General features: G+C 73.0%; 14 protein-coding genes. 4 read left to right on the forward strand and 10 right to left on the reverse strand.

What is annotated here, in order from left to right:
* Positions 1-168 precede the first annotated feature (168 nt).
* Positions 169-750 (forward strand): TetR/AcrR family transcriptional regulator, encoded by a 582-nt coding sequence (locus tag OG370_RS15860; protein WP_328464749.1) that lies wholly within the window; start codon positions 169-171, stop codon positions 748-750.
* 85 nt (positions 751-835) lie between these two features.
* Here the strand turns inward: OG370_RS15860 and hutI are convergent, their stop codons facing one another.
* The 4 genes from hutI to hutU all read right to left on the reverse strand — a co-directional run bounded on the left by hutI (position 836) and on the right by hutU (position 6,598).
* On the reverse strand, positions 836-2,032 hold the full coding sequence (gene hutI, locus OG370_RS15865; protein ID WP_328464751.1) for an imidazolonepropionase: 1,197 nt from the start codon (positions 2,030-2,032) through the stop codon (positions 836-838).
* A gap of 200 nt (positions 2,033-2,232) precedes the next feature.
* Positions 2,233-3,636 (reverse strand): formimidoylglutamate deiminase, encoded by a 1,404-nt coding sequence (locus tag OG370_RS15870; RefSeq protein WP_328464753.1) that lies wholly within the window; start codon positions 3,634-3,636, stop codon positions 2,233-2,235.
* The gene (locus OG370_RS15875) at positions 3,627-4,826 is read right to left on the reverse strand and encodes an allantoate amidohydrolase (protein ID WP_328474145.1); all 1,200 of its coding nucleotides are present in this window, start codon (positions 4,824-4,826) and stop codon (positions 3,627-3,629) included. The genes OG370_RS15870 and OG370_RS15875 overlap by 10 nt, the downstream gene beginning before the upstream one ends.
* 107 nt (positions 4,827-4,933) lie before the next feature.
* Positions 4,934-6,598, reverse strand: a complete 1,665-nt coding sequence (gene hutU / locus OG370_RS15880) for a urocanate hydratase (RefSeq protein WP_328464755.1) — start codon at positions 6,596-6,598, stop codon at positions 4,934-4,936.
* A 153-nt stretch (positions 6,599-6,751) separates the two neighbouring features.
* Between hutU and OG370_RS15885 the strand changes: the two genes are divergently transcribed.
* On the forward strand, positions 6,752-8,098 hold the full coding sequence (locus OG370_RS15885; protein WP_443060680.1) for a diaminopimelate decarboxylase: 1,347 nt from the start codon (positions 6,752-6,754) through the stop codon (positions 8,096-8,098).
* 30 nt (positions 8,099-8,128) lie between these two features.
* On the opposite strand, the gene OG370_RS15890 is transcribed toward OG370_RS15885, so the two are convergent.
* Entirely contained in the window at positions 8,129-8,671 is a 543-nt protein-coding gene (locus OG370_RS15890; protein ID WP_328464759.1) for a hypothetical protein, read from the reverse strand.
* Between the two features lie 208 nt (positions 8,672-8,879).
* Between OG370_RS15890 and OG370_RS15895 the strand changes: the two genes are divergently transcribed.
* On the forward strand, positions 8,880-10,502 hold the full coding sequence (locus OG370_RS15895; protein ID WP_328464761.1) for an LPXTG cell wall anchor domain-containing protein: 1,623 nt from the start codon (positions 8,880-8,882) through the stop codon (positions 10,500-10,502).
* A gap of 91 nt (positions 10,503-10,593) precedes the next feature.
* Here the strand turns inward: OG370_RS15895 and OG370_RS15900 are convergent, their stop codons facing one another.
* From OG370_RS15900 to OG370_RS15915, 4 genes are all read right to left on the reverse strand, one after another.
* A complete protein-coding gene (locus tag OG370_RS15900) occupies positions 10,594-11,625 on the reverse strand; it encodes a MurR/RpiR family transcriptional regulator (RefSeq protein ID WP_443060681.1) in 1,032 nt (343 codons plus the stop codon).
* A 65-nt stretch (positions 11,626-11,690) separates the two neighbouring features.
* A complete protein-coding gene (locus OG370_RS15905; protein WP_328464765.1) occupies positions 11,691-12,182 on the reverse strand; it encodes a hypothetical protein in 492 nt (163 codons plus the stop codon).
* A 233-nt stretch (positions 12,183-12,415) separates the two neighbouring features.
* Positions 12,416-14,599, reverse strand: coding sequence for an MMPL family transporter (locus tag OG370_RS15910; protein WP_328464767.1), 2,184 nt, complete (start codon positions 14,597-14,599; stop codon positions 12,416-12,418).
* A gap of 219 nt (positions 14,600-14,818) precedes the next feature.
* Positions 14,819-16,177, reverse strand: coding sequence for an acyl-CoA synthetase (locus OG370_RS15915; RefSeq protein ID WP_328464769.1), 1,359 nt, complete (start codon positions 16,175-16,177; stop codon positions 14,819-14,821).
* Positions 16,178-16,266: 89 nt separating this feature from the next.
* Here OG370_RS15915 and OG370_RS15920 point away from each other — a divergent pair, with 89 nt between their 5' ends.
* Complete coding sequence (locus OG370_RS15920; protein WP_328464771.1) at positions 16,267-16,686, forward strand: hypothetical protein; 420 nt, start codon at positions 16,267-16,269, stop codon at positions 16,684-16,686.
* Between the two features lie 436 nt (positions 16,687-17,122).
* Here the strand turns inward: OG370_RS15920 and OG370_RS15925 are convergent, their stop codons facing one another.
* Complete coding sequence (locus OG370_RS15925) at positions 17,123-18,511, reverse strand: cystathionine beta-synthase (RefSeq protein ID WP_328464773.1); 1,389 nt, start codon at positions 18,509-18,511, stop codon at positions 17,123-17,125.
* Positions 18,512-18,673 lie beyond the last annotated feature (162 nt).

An 18,673-nucleotide genomic window follows, 5' to 3' on the forward strand; every position in this document is an offset into this window, starting at 1 on the left:
AGCCGGAGGCCGGTGAAATCGTCATGCCGCGATCAGCCGGCCGACGCGGGCGCGCAGGTGGAGCGGCCGGTCCGGCGGCAGGTCGGCACCTCGGTGTGCGATCTGGTGACGACGGGTCCGGTGGCTTGTATGCTGCGGACTCAAGGGGGACGAAGGAGGAACGCAGCCATGGCGACGTCGGCCAAGGGCCTGACCAGTCGCGCGGCGCAGGCCGAGCAGACACGGCAGCAGATCCTCGACACGGCCCAGCGGCTCTTCTCCGAACTCGGCTACAGCGCGACCTCGCTCCAGATGATCGCCGACGAGCTGGGTCTGACGAAGGCGGCCGTCTACTACCACTTCCGGGCGAAGAACGACATCCTGCACGCGGCCCTGATGCCCGGCATCGAGCGGATGGGCACGCTGCTGGACGAAGCGGCGGCGCTGCGCGGCCGGCGGGCCAGGATCGAGCACGTGGTGCACGGCTTCGTGGACTTCCTCGTCGCCAACCGGCAGAACATGGTGATGGCCTCCACCGACCCCGAGCGGCCCGTGCACCCGGAGAAGACCCAGGTGCTCACGATGCGCGAGCGCGGCCTCCACCTGCTCTTCGGCGAGCAGCCCAGCGGCGCCGAACGGCTCGCCTACAACGCGGTGTTCACCGTGCCGGACTGCCTGGCCGAGCTGATGGACCTCACCGACCGCGAACTGCGCGAGGCCCTCACCTCGACCCTGCTGCGCATCCTGCGGGTGCCGCCCGCCAGGGCCTGAGCCCCCGGTCGCGCGCGGGGGCGTACGGTCACGGCACCGGCACGCAGCCGGTCCGCCGCCGTACGGTCACGGCACCGGCACGCGGTCACAGCAGCGGCTGGTCCGGGCGGACCCGCTCGCCCGCCTGCCACACCGCCGCGGTGAGCGGGACCCCGGGCCGGTAGGCGAGGTGCACATGGGTGGGTGCGTCCAGCAGGTGGAGGTCGGCCCGGGCGCCGGGGGCGACCGTCCCGACGTCGGTACGGCGCAGGGCGCGCGCGCCGCCGTGGGTGGCCGCGCGGACCGCCTCGTCGGGGGTCATGCCCATGTCGCGGACGGCGACGGCGACACAGAAGGCCATCGAGGACGTGAACGACGATCCGGGGTTACAGTCGGTGGACAGCGCGACGGTCGCGCCCGCGTCGAGGAGGCGCCGGGCGTCGGGGTAGGCGGCGCGGGTGGAGAACTCGGCGCCGGGCAGCAGCGTGGCGACGGTCCCGCCGCTCGCGAGGGCGTCCACGTCGGCGTCCGTGAGGTGGGTGCAGTGGTCGGCCGAGGCGGCGCCGAGTTCGACGGCGAGCAGGACCCCCGGGCCGTGGCCGAGTTGGTTGGCGTGCACGCGCGGGGTCAGGCCGCGGGCGAGCCCCGCTTCGAGCACCGCGCGCGCCTGGTCGCCGTCGAAGGCGCCCCGCTCGCAGAACACGTCCACCCAGCGGGCGTGGGGCGCGCACGCGTCGAGCATCGGGCCGGTGACGAGGGCGACGTACCCGGCCGGGTCGTCGGCGTACTCGGGGGCGACGACGTGGGCGCCGAGGTAGGTGGTCTCCGGGGTCTGCTCGGCGGCGATCCGCAGCGCGCGGGCCTCGTCGTGGACGGTGAGGCCGTAGCCGGACTTGACCTCGACCGTGGTGGTGCCCTGCCGCCGGGCCTCGGCGAGGTAGCGGGCGAGGTTGCGGGCGAGTTCGGCGTCGGAGGCGGCCCGGGTGGCCGCCACGGTGGTGCGGATGCCGCCCGCGCTGTACGGGCGCCCGGACATCCGCGCGGCGAACTCCGCGCCGCGATCGCCCGCGAAGACCAGGTGCGCGTGGGAGTCCACGAACCCGGGCAGCAGTGCGCGGCCGCCGGCGTCGACCCGATTGTCAGTGGTGGGTGCTTTGCTGGAAGCACCGGTCCAGACGACGCGGTCGCCCTCGATGACGACGGCGGCGTCCTGGATCAGGCCGAGAGGGTTGTCCGCGCTGGTGAGGGAGGGGTCGTTGGTGATCAGGCTGCCGATGTCGGTGATGGCCGTGCTGACCGTCATGGCCTGCTCCTTCGTGGTGCTCGCGCGGGCGTGGGCGCCCGCGGTGGCGTGGGCGCCCGCCGGGGTTCGGGGCCGTTTCGCGGGGGCACGGGGGTCCTCCGCGGCGCGGCCGCGACCGGCGGGTTCCGGTGTCCCCGCGGGTCGGGATGGCGGCTCGGCGGGCGACGGCCGGACGGGCTTCGCACGCGCGCGCCCCGCCTTCAGCCGCGCACGGCGGCGATCGCGGTGGCCAGCGCACCCGCCACGTCCGGCACGAGCAGGTGCCGTCCGTCCGCCACGACCTGACGGCCCGCCACCACCGTGTGCCGGACGTCCGCCGCGGTCGCCGCGAATACCGCGGTCTCGGCGCCGAGCCGGGGCGGCGGCCCCGCGGTACGGACCGAGTCCAGCGCGATCGTGGTGAAGTCGGCGAGCGCGCCCCGCTCAAGGCGGCCCGCCTCGGGCCAGCCGAGGCAGGCGTGGCCGTCGGCGGTGGCCGCGCGCAGCAGATCGGCGGCGGACCAGTGGCCGCGGGTCCGGGTGCGCAGCCGCTCGTTCAGCTCCATCGCGCGGGCCTCCTCCAGCAGGTCCACCACGGCGTGGCTGTCGCTGCCCAGGGTCAGCGGACTGCCGGCCCGCTGAAGCGCGGGCGCGGGGCCGATCCCGTCGGCGAGGTCGCGCTCGGTGGTGGGGCACATGCACACCGTGGTGCGGGCCCCGCCGAGCACCGCGATGTCGTCGTCGGTGAGGTGGGTGGCGTGCACCGCGGTGGTGTTCCGCCCCCACAGGCCCGCGTCGGCGAGCAGTCGGGCCGGGGTGCGGCCGTGCACGGCCAGGCACGCCTCGTTCTCGGCGGGCTGCTCGGACAGGTGCACGTGGACCGGCACGTCCCTGGTGCGCTCCGCGAAGGCGGTGTAGCCGTCGCGGTCGGAGAAGGCCCGCACGGAGTGCAGGGCCGCGCCGATCCTGGCGTGCTCGCCGCCCCGGAGCCGCGACCAGCGGTCGTACCACCGGTCGGCCGTGCCGTCGCCGAAGCGCCGCTGCACGCCTTCCAGCGGGAGGTAGCCGTCCGCCGTCAGGCCGCCGCGCAGGTAGGCGGTGTCCAGCAGGGTGATCCGGATGCCCGCTGCGGCGGCGGCCGCGATCAGTGCCTCGCCCATCGCGTTGGGGTCGGCGTACGCGGTGCCGTCCGGCTGGTGGTGCAGGTAGTGGAACTCGCCGACGCAGGTGATGCCCGCGAGCGCCATCTCGGCGTAGACCGCGCGGGCCAGGTCGAAGTAGGAGTCGGGGGTGAGGTGCAGGGCGGTGGCGTACATGGTCTCGCGCCAGGTCCAGAACGAGGTCGGCGGACGAAGAGCGCCGACCGCCGGGTCGCTCCGCCCCGACGGGGGCGTGTCGGGTTCGCCGCCGGCCTGGGCGGTGCCGCGCAGCGCGCGGTGGAAGGCGTGGCTGTGCGCGTTGGCCAGGCCCGGCACGGTCAGGCCGCGCAGCACGGTGGCGCCCGGCGGCGGGGTGGCGGCGCCGGTGCGGACCTCGATGATCCGGCCGCCGTCGGCGGTCAGCAGCACGCCTGGCTCGACCAGCGGGTCCAGCCAGGCGTGCTCCAGCCAGTACGTCACCGGCACGCGAGCTCCTCCAGTACGTCGGCGAGCGCGGTGACGCCCGCGGCGCAGTCGTCCTCGGCCGCGAACTCCGCCGGCGAGTGCGAGACGCCGGTGGGGTTGCGTACGAACAGCATGGCGGTCGGCACCGCCGTGGCGAGGATTCCGGCGTCGTGTCCCGCGCCGGTCGGCAGCACCGGGGCGGGCGTCGTGTCCGCGCCGAGCAGCGCGGCGAGCCGGTCGCGCAAGGCGTGCGCGAACTCGACCTCCGGGGTGAAGGACTCGCGGACCACGTCGACGGCGACGCCGTCGCGGGCACCGCTGTCCCTGGCGGCCCGCTCGATCCCGGCCACGACCGCGGCGAGGGTCTCCGCGTCGGCGGCGCGGGAGTCGAGCCAGCCGCGGACCAGGGAGGCGATGGCGTTGACGCCGCCCGGTTCCACGGCGACCTTGCCGAAGGTGGCGAGCGCGCCGGCCAGCCGGGCCTGTTCGCGGGCGGCGAGCACCGTGCCGGCGTAGGTCAGCATCGGGTCGTGCCGGTCCTCCAGCCGGGTGGTGCCCGCGTGGTTGGCCTCGCCGCGGAAGTCGAAGCGCCAGCGGCCGTGCGGCCAGATCGCGGAGGCCACGCCGACCGGGTGGCCGCCGAGGTCGAGGGCGCGGCCCTGCTCCACGTGCAGTTCGACGAACGCGCCGACGCGGGCGAGGCGTTCGGGGTCGGCGCCGATGGCGTCGGGGTCGTGTCCGGCCCGCTCCATCGCGCGGGCGAGCGTCACACCGTCGGCGTCGCGCAGTTCGCGCGCGGCCTCGGCGGTGAGCCGGCCCGCGGTCAGCCGGGAGCCGACGCAGGCCAGACCGAAGCGGGCGCCCTCCTCGTCGCCGAAGTTCACCACCGCGAGCGGCCGGCGCGGCGCGGCGCCCCGCGCGCGCAGCTCGTCGATCGCGGCGAACGCGGAGACGACGCCGAGCGGGCCGTCGAAGGCGCCGCCGTCGGGCACGGAGTCCAGGTGCGAGCCGGTGACCACGGCGTCGCCGGCCGCGGGGTCGCCGAGCCAGGCCCACTGGTTGCCGTTGCGGTCGAGTTCGTAGTCCAGGCCGCGGACGCCGGCCTGCTCGCGGAACCAGGCGCGGCAGTCGGTGTCGGCGGGTGTCCAGGCGTAGCGGCGGTAGCCGCCGCTGCCGGCGTCGCGGCCGACCGCGGCCAGCTCCCGCCACATCGTCTGGAACCCGGGGGCCCGCACCGGCGGCTCCGCGGCCGGGTCACGTCGCCGCCCTGGCGTCGCGGCGGGCCGGCGCCGGTCCTCCGGGCTCTGCGCGGCGTCGCTCATGTGGCGTCGCCTTCCCGCATGGGCACCCGCACGCCCCGCTCCTGGGCCACTTCCTCGGCGCGGTCGTATCCGGCGTCCACGTGGCGGATGACGCCCATCCCGGGGTCGTTGGTGAGCACCCGGCGGATCTTCTCCGCGGCGAGCGGCGTGCCGTCGGCGACGGTGACCTGCCCGGCGTGGATGCTGCGGCCGATGCCGACGCCGCCGCCGTGGTGGATGGAGACCCAGGACGCGCCCGAGGCGACGTTGACCATGGCGTTGAGCAGCGGCCAGTCGGCGATGGCGTCGGAGCCGTCGAGCATGCCCTCGGTCTCCCGGTAAGGGGAGGCGACGGAGCCGGCGTCGAGGTGGTCGCGGCCGATGACGACGGGCGCCTTGAGGGTGCCGTCGGCGACCATCTCGTTGAACCGCTCGCCGGCGCGGTCCCGTTCGCCGTAGCCGAGCCAGCAGATGCGGGCGGGCAGGCCCTGGAAGTGGACGCGTTCGCCGGCCAGCTTGATCCAGCGGGCCAGCGACTCGTTCTCGGGGAACAGGTCGAGGATCGCCCGGTCGGTGTGGTGGATGTCGGCGGGGTCGCCGGACAGGGCGGCCCAGCGGAAGGGACCCTTGCCCTCGCAGAACAGCGGGCGGATGTAGGCGGGCACGAAGCCGGGGAAGGCGAACGCCCGCTCGTATCCGGCGAGTTTGGCCTCGCCGCGGATGGAGTTGCCGTAGTCGAAGACCTCGGCGCCGGCGTCCTGGAAGCCGACCATCGCCTCCACGTGCCGGGCCATGGACTCGCGGGCCCGCTGGGTGAAGTCGGCGGGCTTCTCGGCCGTGTAGTCGGCCATGTCGGCGAAGTCCATGCCGAGCGGGAGGTAGGCGAGCGGGTCGTGTGCGGAGGTCTGGTCGGTGACCACGTCGATAGGGGCGCCCATGGCGAGCAGTCGCGGCACGACCTCGGCGGCGTTGCCCAGGACGCCGATGGACAGCGGGCGGCGGGCGTCGCGGGCCTCGGTGGCCAGGCGCAGCGCGTGGTCGAGGGAGTCGGCGCGCACGTCGAGGTAGCGGTGCTCGATCCGGCGGTCGATGGCGCGCGGGTCGCAGTCGACGCAGATCACCACGCCGCCGTTCATGGTGACCGCGAGCGGCTGGGCGCCGCCCATGCCGCCGAGGCCGGCGGTGAGGGTGATGGTGCCGGCCAGGCTGCCGCCGAACCGCTTGGCGGCGACGGCGGCGAAGGTCTCGTAGGTGCCCTGGAGGATGCCCTGGGTGCCGATGTAGATCCACGAACCCGCGGTCATCTGCCCGTACATGGTCAGGCCGAGGGCTTCGAGGCGGCGGAACTCCTCCCAGTTGGCCCAGTCGCCGACCAGGTTGGAGTTGGCGATCAGCACCCGGGGCGCCCACTCGTGGGTCTGCATGACGCCGACCGGGCGGCCGGACTGGACGAGCATGGTCTCGTCCTGCTTCAGGCCGCGCAGGGTGCGCACCATGGCGTCGAAGGAGTTCCAGTCGCGGGCGGCCTTGCCGGTGCCGCCGTAGACGACGAGCTTGTCGGGGTGCTCGGCGACCTCGGGGTCCAGGTTGTTCTGGAGCATCCGCAGCGCGGCTTCCTGTTGCCAACCCTGGGCGCTCAGTTCCGTGCCGCGCGGTGCGCGTACCGGCCTCGGTCCGGTCATCGGGCAAGCCTCCTCGTGGTGGCGGCGTGGTGGCGGAAGACGGTGCGCGCGCCGCCGGGCGGCGCACCCGTAGCAAGATATTCACATCCTCGTCTGATGAATACCTCTAGTCAACAGGACCCGGGTGGAAGTCCCGCGCGGGAAGGTGGTGGGATGGCGGGCATGACGGATGAGCTGGGGATACGGCGGGGGCACGCGCTGCGGGCCGCGGTGGAGCAGGGGCTGGCCGGGGAGGCCGAACCGGTGGTCGGGTTGCTGGACATCGCGGGCATCGCCGCCTCGGCGACGGCCCTGCATGCCGCGTTCGCCACCCCTGGTGTGACCGTGACTCATACCTTCGCGGTGAAGGCCGCCTCGCTCGTGCCGGTGCTCGGGCTGCTCGCCGAGTGCGGGCTGGGCGCGGAGGTGGCCAGCCCGGGCGAGCTCGCGCTGGCCCGCGCGGCCGGCATCCCGGCGGAGCGGACCGTGCTGGACTCCCCCGCCAAGACTCTCGCCGAACTGCGCGAGGCGCTCGAACTCGGTATCGCGGTCAACGCCGACAACCCCGAGGAGCTGGCCCGGATCGACCGGCTGCGCGAGTCGGCGCCCGCCGACTCGCCCGTCGCCTCGCCCGTCGGCCTCCGGGTCAACCCGCAGGTCGGCGGCGGCAGCATCGGGGCGATGAGCACGGCCACCGCCACCTCCAAGTTCGGCGTGGCGCTGCGCGACCCGGGCGCACTGGAGTGGGTCCTGGACGCGTACGCGCGGCGGCCGTGGCTCAACCGGCTGCACACCCACACCGGTTCACAAGGCGTGCCGCTGGAACTGATGGTCGCCGGGGTGCGGGCGGCCTACGAGCTGGCCGAGCGGATCAACGCCGCCGCCGGACGGCAGCAGGTCACCGCGCTCGACATCGGCGGCGGCCTGCCGGTGAACTTCGGCTCCGACGCGACGGTGCCGTCCTTCGCCGACTACGCCGACCTGCTGCGCGCCGAGATCCCCGGGCTCTTCGACGGGCGCTACGGCATCGTCACGGAGTTCGGCCGCTCCCTGCTCGCCAAGAACGGCACGGTGCTGGCGCGGGTGGAGTACGCGAAGTCCGCCGGCGGGCGGCCGATCGCCGTCACCCACGCCGGCGCCCAGGTGGCCACCCGTACGGTGTTCGTGCCCGACTCCTGGCCGATCCGCGTGCTCGCGCTCGACGCCGAGGGCGCGGAGAAGACGGGCGAGCCGGTGGTCCAGGACGTGGCCGGCCCGTGCTGCTTCGCCGGCGACCTCGTCGCCAAGGGGCGCGCCCTGCCGCTGCTGGAGGCGGGCGACCATGTGGCGCTGCTCGACACCGGTGCGTACTACTTCTCCAACCACTTCGCCTACAACTCCCTGCCCCGCCCCGCGGTGTACGGGTACTGCGTCCTGCCCGACGGCGCGGTCGCGTTCTCGCCCGTGCGGGCGGCGCAGACCCAGGAGGAGCTTCTCGCGGAGAGCGGTGCCGGATTCCCGTCCCTGCGGTTGCGGTCGTAAGGACGGAGGGGCGACGCGGCGGCCCCGGGGTCAGGGGCGGCGCCTGCCGCCCCCGGGAGCCGCGTCGCCGGCGGCGATCCCCGTGAGCTGGTAGAGCGCGGGGTCGCCGTCGGGACGGAACCACAGCAGGGCGTCGTGGGAGCGCTCGATGCGGGCGACCCGGCGGGACCGCAGCCACAGCCCGGCGCCGACGCCCCCGAGGAGCATGCCCGCCGCGCAGGGCAGGACGACGTTCGCGGCGGCGGCGACCACGAACACCAGCAGCAGCCACCAGCGGCGGCGGCGCAGCCACGCCCGGGCGGTGACCCTGCGGTCCTGGAGGAAGACGGACTTCGCCGCACGCGAGGCGGCCTTGGCACGTTCGGCGTGCCGGCGGCCGCGGACGAGGAAGGCCGTCACCGCGGCGATGATGAACAGCGCGGCACCGGCCAGCACGCCGATCCGGCGGCCGGTCGGGCTGAACGTCACGGCGGTGCCCGGCACCGCGGCGATCACGCCCAGCCACCACAGCCAGACCGCCGCCACCCGCACCGTCACCGCCACCCGCGCCAATGTGTAGGCCCCGCGCACCACGTCGCGCTCCCTCCGTCGTCGTCCCGGCCCGCCGTCCCGGTAGTACGGCGGCGCCGGCCAAGCGCTGGGGAGGGAGACTACTTCGCGATTCTCAGATTTTCGTTAAACCAGATGTCATTCCGCTGAGCACAACCTTTTGCCGGGGCCGAGGGTCGCAAGGGGTGTTCCGTACCACCGCCATGCTCCAAGGGACTTGGGGGAAGATCCCGTGATTCCGCTCCTCAACTGGCGCCGTTCGGCCGCCGCGCTGACCGCCCTCGCGGTCGCGCTGCTCGGCGCCGCCGCGGTGCAGGCGCCCGCGCACGCGGCCGACGGGCCCACCCTGGCATTTCAGATACAGAAGACCAGCGTGGGGGTGCCGCAGCCGGACAACTCGGGGGACCCGCCGCAGATCAGTTGGGCGCTCGCCCCGCCGAAGAACGGCCCGACCGTCACGAACGTGGTCGTCTCGCTGGACCTCTCCGGGATCAGCTCCTTCATCACCGCCGACGACGGGTACCCGGACGACACCGTCACCTGGAAGAGCGCCGAGCTGGGCGTCGGCGGCACAGGCGGGCTGGTCGACCTCCACGCCAAGCCGGGCGCCGCGCTGGGCACCACGGGCACCGCGGTCCTGTCCGGCACCGCGGACAACGCGACGATCACCCCTCTCACCGTGCGGGTCACCGTCGGCGCGGTCGGGCTGGTGGTCAACGAGCCGACCAAGGTCGACCACGCCAAGCCGGGCGACAGCCTCGACGCGCCCCTCACCATCGCGAACACCGGGCAGCTCCCGGCGGACGGCGCCGACCTGCGGGTGACCACCACCGAGGGGCTCGGCTACGCGCAGCACTTCTCCAACTGCGTCTACAGCAAGCAGACCATCGACAACGGCTTTCCGACGCTGAACAACAACGCGGTCTGCCACTTCGCCACCACCATCGAGCCCGGCAAGAAGTACCGGCTCTCCGCCCCGGTGGGCATCGACGTGACCAGCGGCGCGCTGTGGGACCTGGTCCGCTTCCAGGTCAGCCCGAAGCCGGGCACGCCGACCGGCAACAACACCCGCGCGGACGGCCCGGTGCTCTCGCTCGTGCCGGACGGCACGGCCCCCAGCGGCGAGATGAACACCTCCGACTGGACGATCGACACCGACAACACCGCGGACCTCGCGGCCGGCGGGGACACCGTCAGCGGCAAGCCCGGCGACACGGTGCAGGTCGTCGCGTCGATGCGGAACAAGGGCCCGGCCATCGTGGACATCGAGACCACCGACGACCAGCTCGGCGTCATGTTCGACGTCCCCAAGGGCACCACCGTGGTGAAGATCCCCAAGCCCTGCTACACGTGGGGAGAGGGCGGCCCCAGCGGCAAGGAGCTCGGGGCGCCCAAGTACATCTGCTGGGTCAACCCGCCGCTGCGGGTCGGTGCGACCGTGAAGATGCCGTTCACCCTGCGGATCGACGCCGACGCGCCCGCGCTCGCCACGGGCGCGGTCCGGGCCACCACCGTCTACGACAGCAAGCTGCCCTTCGACCCCGACTTGACGAACAACACCGCCGCGGTGACCGTCCACGTCAAGGGCGGCGCGACGGCCACCCCGACGTCCTCGGCCGGCACCACCAGCACGGGCGGCACTTCGGGCGGCAACCACCTCTCCACCCAGACCGGCGCCGGCAGCACGGCCGGCGGAAGCTCCGGCACCTCCGGCTCCACCGGCACGCTCGCCTCGACCGGCGGCAACGGCACGCAGCTGCTCACCTGGCTGGGTGCGGCCGCCCTCGCCTTCGGCGCCGCGGCCTTCGCCCTCGCCCACAGCCGCAGGACCCGCCGCACGAACACCGGCGCCTGACCGGGGCGGCCACGCTCCGCGCACCAGCAGAACCCAGCAGACCAGCGACACCGACACCAGCACCAGCACCACCCGCGGCCCGCGGGGGCGTTCACTCCATGAACACCCCGCGGGCCGCGGCATGCGCGTCGAACTCCTCCAACCGCGCCTGCGCGTCCGGCAGGTCGTCGCACATCGACTCCAGCAGCACCCGGCCCAGCAGCATCGGCGCGCACGCCGTGTCGAAGGCCAGCCCGGTGCCGACGGCGGCGGGCAGCAGCAGGTCGCTGTGCGCGGCCACCGGTGCGAACGCGCTGTCCGCGACGGTCACCACGGTCAGCCCGGCCGCCCGCGCGTAGCCGAGCGCGTCGGCCACCTCCCGCGGGTGCCGGGGCAGCGCGAAGCACAGCAGGGCGCTCGCGCCCGCCCGGACCGCGGCGTCGATCCGGTCGGCGAGCATGGTGCCGCCCTCGTCCAGCAGCCGCACATCGGGGTGCACCTTCGCCGCGAAGTACGCGAACCCGCACGCCTGGGCGCCCGCCGCCCGCAGCCCCAGCACCGGCAGCGGCCTGGACCCGGCCAGCACCGCCCCCGCCCTGGCCACCGGCTCCGGGTCGGCCAGCAGCTCGACCAGGTGCCGCAGGTTCTCGATCTCCGCGTGCACCGCCTGCTGGTACTCGTTGTACGAGGTCGCGCCGGCCGGATCGGGCGCCGGCGCCACCTCGCGCAGGTGCTTGCGCAGCGCCGGGTACCCGTCGAAACCGAGGGCGACCGCGAACCGGGTCACCGACGGCTGGCTGACCCCGGCGAGTTCGGCGACCTCCACGCTGGACAGGAAGGCCGCCTCGTCCGCCTGGCGCACCAGGCAGTGCGCGATGCGCCGCTGGGTCGGGGTCAGCCGGTGCGCCTCGAAGAGCTTCAGCAGCCGCGCGGACGCACCGCTCCCCGCGCTCCTGCCCGCGGCGCTACCACCCGTGTCGCTCCCGCTCGCGCCGTTCACGCCACCGGCATCGCTGCCGGCGCCGGCGTCATTACCCTCGCCCGCGTCGTTAACGCCGTTCACGCCGTTCGCGGCGCCCGCACGGTCCGCCCCGGCACCGCCGCCGGCTCCGTCAGCCTTGTCCGCCCCGTCAGCACTGCCCATGCCCGTCCGTCCCTGGTCCGAACCGCCCGGCCGGGGCAGCCCAGGGGCCCCGCCGACCAGTCTATTCACAGGACATGACTCTGCATGAATGTATGCAGTCCGGCAAGCGCGGGCGCTCCCGAGCACCGCCAGTACGGATCGGCGGCCTCGGCGTGCACTCCGTAGACCGCGACCACCTCGATGAGCAGCGCCACCGCGTTGGCGACGCATATGCACAGCGCGAGCGTGCCCTGCCAGGACTCGGCACCCCGCACGCCCGCCCGCGCCGCCGTGCGGAAGAACAGCACGCACAGCACCGACGCCGCCACCCCGCACAGCAGCGCCGCGTAGCCCACCAGGAACTGCGTCCAGGGCACGCCCAGTTGGTGACAGAGCGCCTCCTCCCGCCGGCCCTTCCGGTCGTCCAGCCACACGCCGGCCACCAGCAGCGCCACTCCGAGCAGCGCGAGCCCCGGCGCCGCCAGTACCCGCCGCCGCCACCGCGCCGACGGCAACTCCACCTCCAGCGGCCGCCACTCCGGCGCCGCGACCCGCTCCATTCCCCGCTCCCCCGCCATTTCAGCCTCCCCCGGCAACTCCGCACATCGATCCACCCGTTGGCCCGCCGGACCGCCCGAACACCCGCCCGCCCCGGCGCCGGCCCCGTACGACAAACCGTCAGCCCGCGCAGCGAAGAGCCCGAATCCGCTCACGCTCCGCAATCAATCCGTGACGGTGTCAGCGTAGCCGAAGGGCCGGACAGGTGTTCCCACCCGTCCGGCCCCTGTGGATAACTTCCGCTCGGCGCTGCCTACCGCCGCCCGGTCTCGTCCAGCTCCGGCGCGTCGTACGAGCCCCCGCCGGCGCCCGCGGCGACCACACCGGCGTCGTCCGAGCCGACGGCGCGGTCCGCGTGACCCGGCCACCAAGCGGCGTGCCCGATCAGCGCGGTGAGGCTCGGCGTGAAGAACATCGCCATCACGAAGGCCGCGACCACGATGCCGAAGGCGATCGCGAAGCCCATCTCGGTGAGGAACGAGTTCCCGGACAGCATCAGGGTGGCGAAGGTCGCCGCCAGGATGAACCCGGCCGAGGCGATCGTCGGACCCGCGTGCCGCAGCGCCTCCGCGGCGGCCTCGCGTGGCTCGCGGCCCTCGCGGGCCTCCTCCCTGAGCCGGGCGATCATCAGGATGTTGTAGTCCGTTCCGATCGCCACCACGAACAGATACATGATGATCGGCAGCATGAAGATCAGCCCGCTGCCGCGGCCGAAGATCAGCACGGTGGCACCGAGCGTCGCTCCGAACCCGAGGGCCACCGAGGCGATCAGGTACCAGGGCGCGACGATGCTGCGCAGCAGCAACCCCAGGATCACCATGATCAGGATCGCGGCCACCGGGAAGACCGTGCGGTAGTCGTGGTTCACGGCCGCGTTGATGTCCCGGTAGATCGAGGACGTGCCGCCGACCACCGCCTCGGTTCCCGGCGGAGCGTTGTTCTTGGCGGCCGTGCGGACGTCACCGACCGCCGCGATGGCCTTGTCGCTCGCACCGGAGTACTTCAGCGTCAGGTTGAACAGGGCCGTGGTGTGGTCCTTGTTCAGCCCGGTGCTCTGGTCGAAGGTCGCGCTGGCGACGCCGTCGGCCTGGCTCAGCTTGTCCTTGTACGCGGTGAAGTCGACACCGTTCAGCGGCTTGCCGTCGGTGCTGGTGAGGAAGACCGAGGTCGGATCGGCAGCACCGGCGGAGTACGCCTTCTGCATGCTGTCCTGGACAACCATCGACTCCTTGGTCTTGGGGATGGACCCGGAGGCGAGGTCGTAGTCGGCCTTGTAGCCGAGGGTGCCGAGCGCCAGCAGCAGCATCACCAGGCCGGAGACGATGGCGACCAGGCCGGACCGGCGGCCGAGCATCCGGCCGATCGAGGTGAAGCGGGTGCCGGACGGCTCCAGGTGCCACTTCTTGCCCGGCCAGAACAGTGCCTTCGGCGGGATGAGCGAGCAGATCGCCGGGAAGAGCGTGAGACCTGCGATCAGTGTGACCGCGACCAGGATGGCGAGCGCCGGGCCCAACTGGGTGAGGAAGCCCAGGGTGGACAGGGCCAGCGCCAGGAAGGAGATGATCACCGCACCGGCCGCCGAGGCGATCGCCTCACCGACCCTGGTGACGCTGTTGATCATCGCTTCCTTGGGTTCGTCACCCGCCCGCAGCCGTTCTCGGTAGCGGAACATGAGGAACAGGAAGTAGTCCGTGCCGACGCCGAGCACCACCACGATCAGCAGCGCGGAGATCGAGCTGTTGGCCTGCAGGCCGAAGAGCTTGGTGGCGTAGGCGATCAGGCCGTTGGACGTGGTGAACACCAGGCCCATCAGGATCACCAGCGGCATGATCGCGATCAGCGGGGACCGGAAGATGATCAGCAGCGTGATGATGATGATGAGCAGCGAGCCGATCAGCGCGACGGCGTCGGAGGTGTTGCCCGCGTCCTGCTGGTCGAGGTTCTGCGCGGCCTGACCGCCGACCTGGACCTTCAGATGGGTGCCCTTGGCAAGGTCCTTGGAGTCCGTGCGCAGCGCCTTCGCCGCGTCGGCCTGCTTCGGCTGCCCCTGGGACTTCTTGTCCATCTGGACATAGGCCGTGTCGTACTTGCCGTCCTTGGACTCCGTGCCCGCGACGACCTTCTGCACCTGGTCGATGTGCTTGCCGTCCAGGGCGGTGGTGATCTTGGTGATGTCGGCCTTGTCGGCCGCGGTCAGCGGCGCGTTGTCGCTCCGCTGGTAGAGGACGATCGCCGACGGGGTGAAGGCCGAGGGGAACGCCTTCTCCTGGAGGTCCATCGCCTTGATCGACTGGTAACTACTGGGCAGGAAGCTGCTCTCGTCGCTGTTGGACGGCAGGCTCGGCGCAGTAGCGACGATCGCGACGGCGGCGACGAGCCACGCGACGATCGTCCATACGGGATGGCGGACGACTGCGCGTCCGATGCGGTGGAACATGCGGTGCTGCCTCCATGGCAGGACGTATCACCGCCACCCTTTGGAGCGGTTCCCGGGCATCGGCGACCCGAACGGCGCGCGCGCCGGCCGGAGATTTTCATATGGGTGGGTTGTGACCCAGATCTTACTTGCCGCCCGGCAAGGGGCAAACCACCACCCCCGGGCAACTCCTGCGCGACGCAGCCGCGCGAGCAGAAGGACCCGGTATGACTACCCCGATCACAGCGGCGGGAGCAACCGTTTTTGCGGCTTTCCCATCGCGTTGCGCGGCAGTTCACCGAGGAAACGGACCTGCCGCGGCCGCTTGTGCACCGAAAGGCGCGAGGCGACGAAGTCGGTGAGTTCACTCGCGCTCACCCCGTCGGCGACCACGTACGCGACGATCTCCTGCCCCAGGTCGGTGTGCGGCGCGCCGACCACCGCCGCCTCGCGCACCGCGGGGTGGGCGAGCAGCGCGTTCTCCACCTCGCCCGCGCCGATCCGGTAACCGCCGGACTTGATCAGGTCGGTGGACGCACGGCCGACGATCCGGTGCGTGCCGTCCGGATCGATCGCCGCGATGTCGCCGGTACGGAACCAGCCGTCGTCGGTGTACGCCGCCGCGGTCGCCTCCGGGCGGCCGAGGTAGCCGTCGAAGAGGGTGGGGCCGGTGAGCTGGAGTTCGCCGATGCCGTCGGCGGACTCGGCGATCCTGGTGGCGATCCCGGGCAGCGGGACACCGACGGCACCCGGGGCGCGCGGGCCGTCCGCCCGGGCGGAGACGGTGATCAGCGTCTCTGTCATGCCGTAGCGCTCGACCGGCTCGTGCCCGGTCAACTCGGCCAGCGAGGCGAAGACCGGAGAGGGCAGCGGCGCGCTCCCCGACACCAGCAGCCGCGCCCCGGACAGCGCGCGGGCCGCCGCCTCCTCGCGCGCCACCCGGTGCCACACAGTGGGCACGCCGAAGTAGAGGCTGCCGCCGGCCGCCGCGTACGCCGCCGGGGTGGGGCGGCCGGTGTGCACCAGGCGGCTGCCGACCCGCAGCGCGCCGAGCACGCCGAGCACCAGGCCGTGCACGTGGAACAGCGGCAGCCCGTGCACCAGGGTGTCGTCCGCCGTCCACTCCCACGCCCGCGCCAACGCGTCCAGGTCCTCGGCGATCGCGGCGCGGGAGAGCATGACGCCCTTGGGCGGGCCGGTCGTCCCCGACGTGTAGAGCACCAGCGCCGGCCGCCCGCCGCCCGCGTCCGGCTCCCCCGCGTCATCGACCGCCGCGCTGAAGTCGGCGCGCTCCGCGAAGTCCACGGGGAGCAGTTCCGCGCCGGAGTCCCGCAGGACGTGCGCCCGTTCGTCCGGTCCCGCGTCCGGGGCGACCGGCACCACCGGCACCCCGGCGAGCAGCCCGCCCACCACGGCCGCCACCGTCTCCAGCGACGCGCCGGCCTCCACCGCGAACGCCTCCCGCCCCGACACCCGCCGGGCGACCGCCCCCGCGGCGCCCAGCAACTCCTCGTAACTGCACGCCCTGCCGTCGACCCGCAGTGCGTCCGGACGGTCCGACCCTCCGTGCAAGGCGGTGAGCAGCGGCACCGATGCCATGGGAATCCTCCTACTGGGCAGCCCGCCCCCAGGAAAACCGGGGGTTAGCCCCAGTGTCGCCCAAGCGCCGCGCCTCCTACGGTTGCCCTATGGACGCCCGCGACCCGGAACTGAAGAAGGAACTCGCCGCCACCTTGCAGGCGCGCAAGACACTCGGCGAGGAATACGAGTCGGAACTGGTCGACTCGTTCATGGAGAAGGTGGCCGAGCGCGTGGACAGCCGCGTCGAGCAGCGGGTGCGCCGCGAGCTGGCCCAGCAGCAGACGTCGTCGGCGCGCGCCGACCGCCGCCCGATCGGACCGCCCCAGAGCAACCCCCGCTTCGCCCGTTACGGCTTCGCGGGGTTCACGATGATCGCCGCGATCCCGCTCTCCGCGATCGGCGCGGTCAACGCGGGCACCACCGGGCTCCTGATCAGCTGGGCGGGCATCGTCGCGGTCAACCTCGCCCAGGGCATGGGCAGCTTCTTCTCCAAGGACCGCCACCCCGACCGCGACGACTGGTCCTGAGCACCCCACGGCTCCCCGGCCACGAACGACCGTGATCCTCCACCCGGAAGACCTCGCTCTGAGGGCGCCCCTTCCCCCGGGTCGCGAGCGAGCGAAAAAGAGGCGAGCGAGCCCAAAAAAAATGGGGCGAGGACCGCCGCACCCCCGGGGCATTGCTGCCCGGGGGGCGGGACGACGGCGGTCCTCGCCGGGACGCGTGCCGGGTCAGGGCCGGGCCTGCGCGTCCAGGGTCACCATGGAGTCCGGGAGCCGCTCCGGAAGCCTTGGCGCCACTTGGGTGCCGATGCGGCCGGGCGAACCGGCCGCGCTTTCGACATCGCCCAATCTGCCGGACCCGTGTTAAGCGCGTGCTGCGTGGACGTGTCGCGGGCGTACCAGTTCGCGGAATGCGCGGCCCGAGCGGCGCGCACCGGCGCCACCCGATGCGCGCAACCCCTCAGGAACCGCCGTGACCGGCGAGGAAGGCGAGCAGGTCCTGCCGGCTCACGACGTTCGTCGGCTTCCCCTCCACCAGCACGATCGCCGCGTCCGCGTTCTCCAGCACCGTCATCAGGTCGCCGACCCGCTCCCCGGAGCCGACCTGCGGCAGCGGCGGGCACAGGTGCTTGTCGAGCGGGTCGTCCAGGGCGGCGCGCTTGGTGAACAGCGCGTGCAGCAGTTCGCGCTCGACCACCGAGCCGATCACCTCGGCCGCCATGACGTCGGGGTGCCCGGCGCCGGGCTTGACCACGGGCATCTGCGAGACGCCGTACTCGCGCAGCACCTCGATCGCCTGCCCGACCGTCTCGTCCGGGTGCATGTGCACGAGGTTGGGCAGTCCGCCGTCCTTGTGCGCGAGCACGTCGACGACCCGCGGCTCGCCCTCGTTCTCGTCGAGGAAGCCGTGCGAGCTCATCCACTCGTCGCTGAAGATCTTCGAGAGGTAGCCGCGGCCGCTGTCGGGCAGCAGCACCACGACCACGTCGTCCGGGCCGAGCCGGGCCGCGACCTCCAGCGCCGCGACGACCGCCATGCCGCAGGAACCGCCGACCAGCAGGCCCTCCTCGCGGGCGAGCCGACGGGTCATCTGGAAGGAGTCCTTGTCGGAGACGGCCACGATGTCGTCGGCCACCTCGCGGTCGTAGGCGGTCGGCCAGAAGTCCTCACCGACGCCCTCGACCAGGTACGGGCGCCCGGAGCCGCCGCTGTAGACGGACCCTTCCGGATCGGCGCCGATCACCTTCACCCGGCCGTCGCTGGCGTCCTTGAGGTAGCGGCCGGTGCCGGAGATGGTGCCGCCGGTACCGACGCCGGCCACGAAGTGGGTGATCCGGCCCTCGGTCTGCTTCCACAGCTCGGGACCGGTGGAGTGGTAGTGCGACAGCGGATTGTTCGGGTTGCTGTACTGGTCCGGCTTCCAGGCGTTCGGCGTCTCGCGCACCAGCCGGTCGGACACGTTGTAGTACGAGTCGGGGTGACTGGGGTCGACGGCGGTCGGGCAGACCACGACCTCGGCACCGTAGGCGCGCATGACGTTGATCTTGTCCGCCGAGACCTTGTCCGGGCAGACGAAGACGCAGTGGTAGCCCTTGCGCTGCGCGACCATCGCCAGGCCGACTCCGGTGTTGCCGGAGGTCGGCTCCACGATGGTGCCGCCCGGACGCAGTTCACCGCTCTCCTCCGCGGCTTCGATCATCCGCAGGGCGATGCGGTCCTTGACCGAGCCTCCGGGGTTGAAGTACTCGACCTTCGCGAGGACGGTCGCCTTGATCCCCGCGGTCACGCTGTTGAGCCTCACCAGCGGGGTGTTGCCGACGAGGCTGATCATCGAGTCGTGAAACTGCACCGTGTGTCTCCGGGTTCTCCGAGATGGTGGCACCAGGTTAGAGCCTGGTGGAAACGCGGACGCTGCGGTCGGCGTTGACGTGGGTAGGGGTGTCACGTTGACGTGGGAAAGGGATGTCACGCGTGGCGTGCGTCGCGGCGGGTCGGTGCCCGGTCTTCGGCG

Source organism: Streptomyces sp. NBC_00448 (assembly GCF_036014115.1).
GTDB lineage: Bacteria > Actinomycetota > Actinomycetes > Streptomycetales > Streptomycetaceae > Actinacidiphila.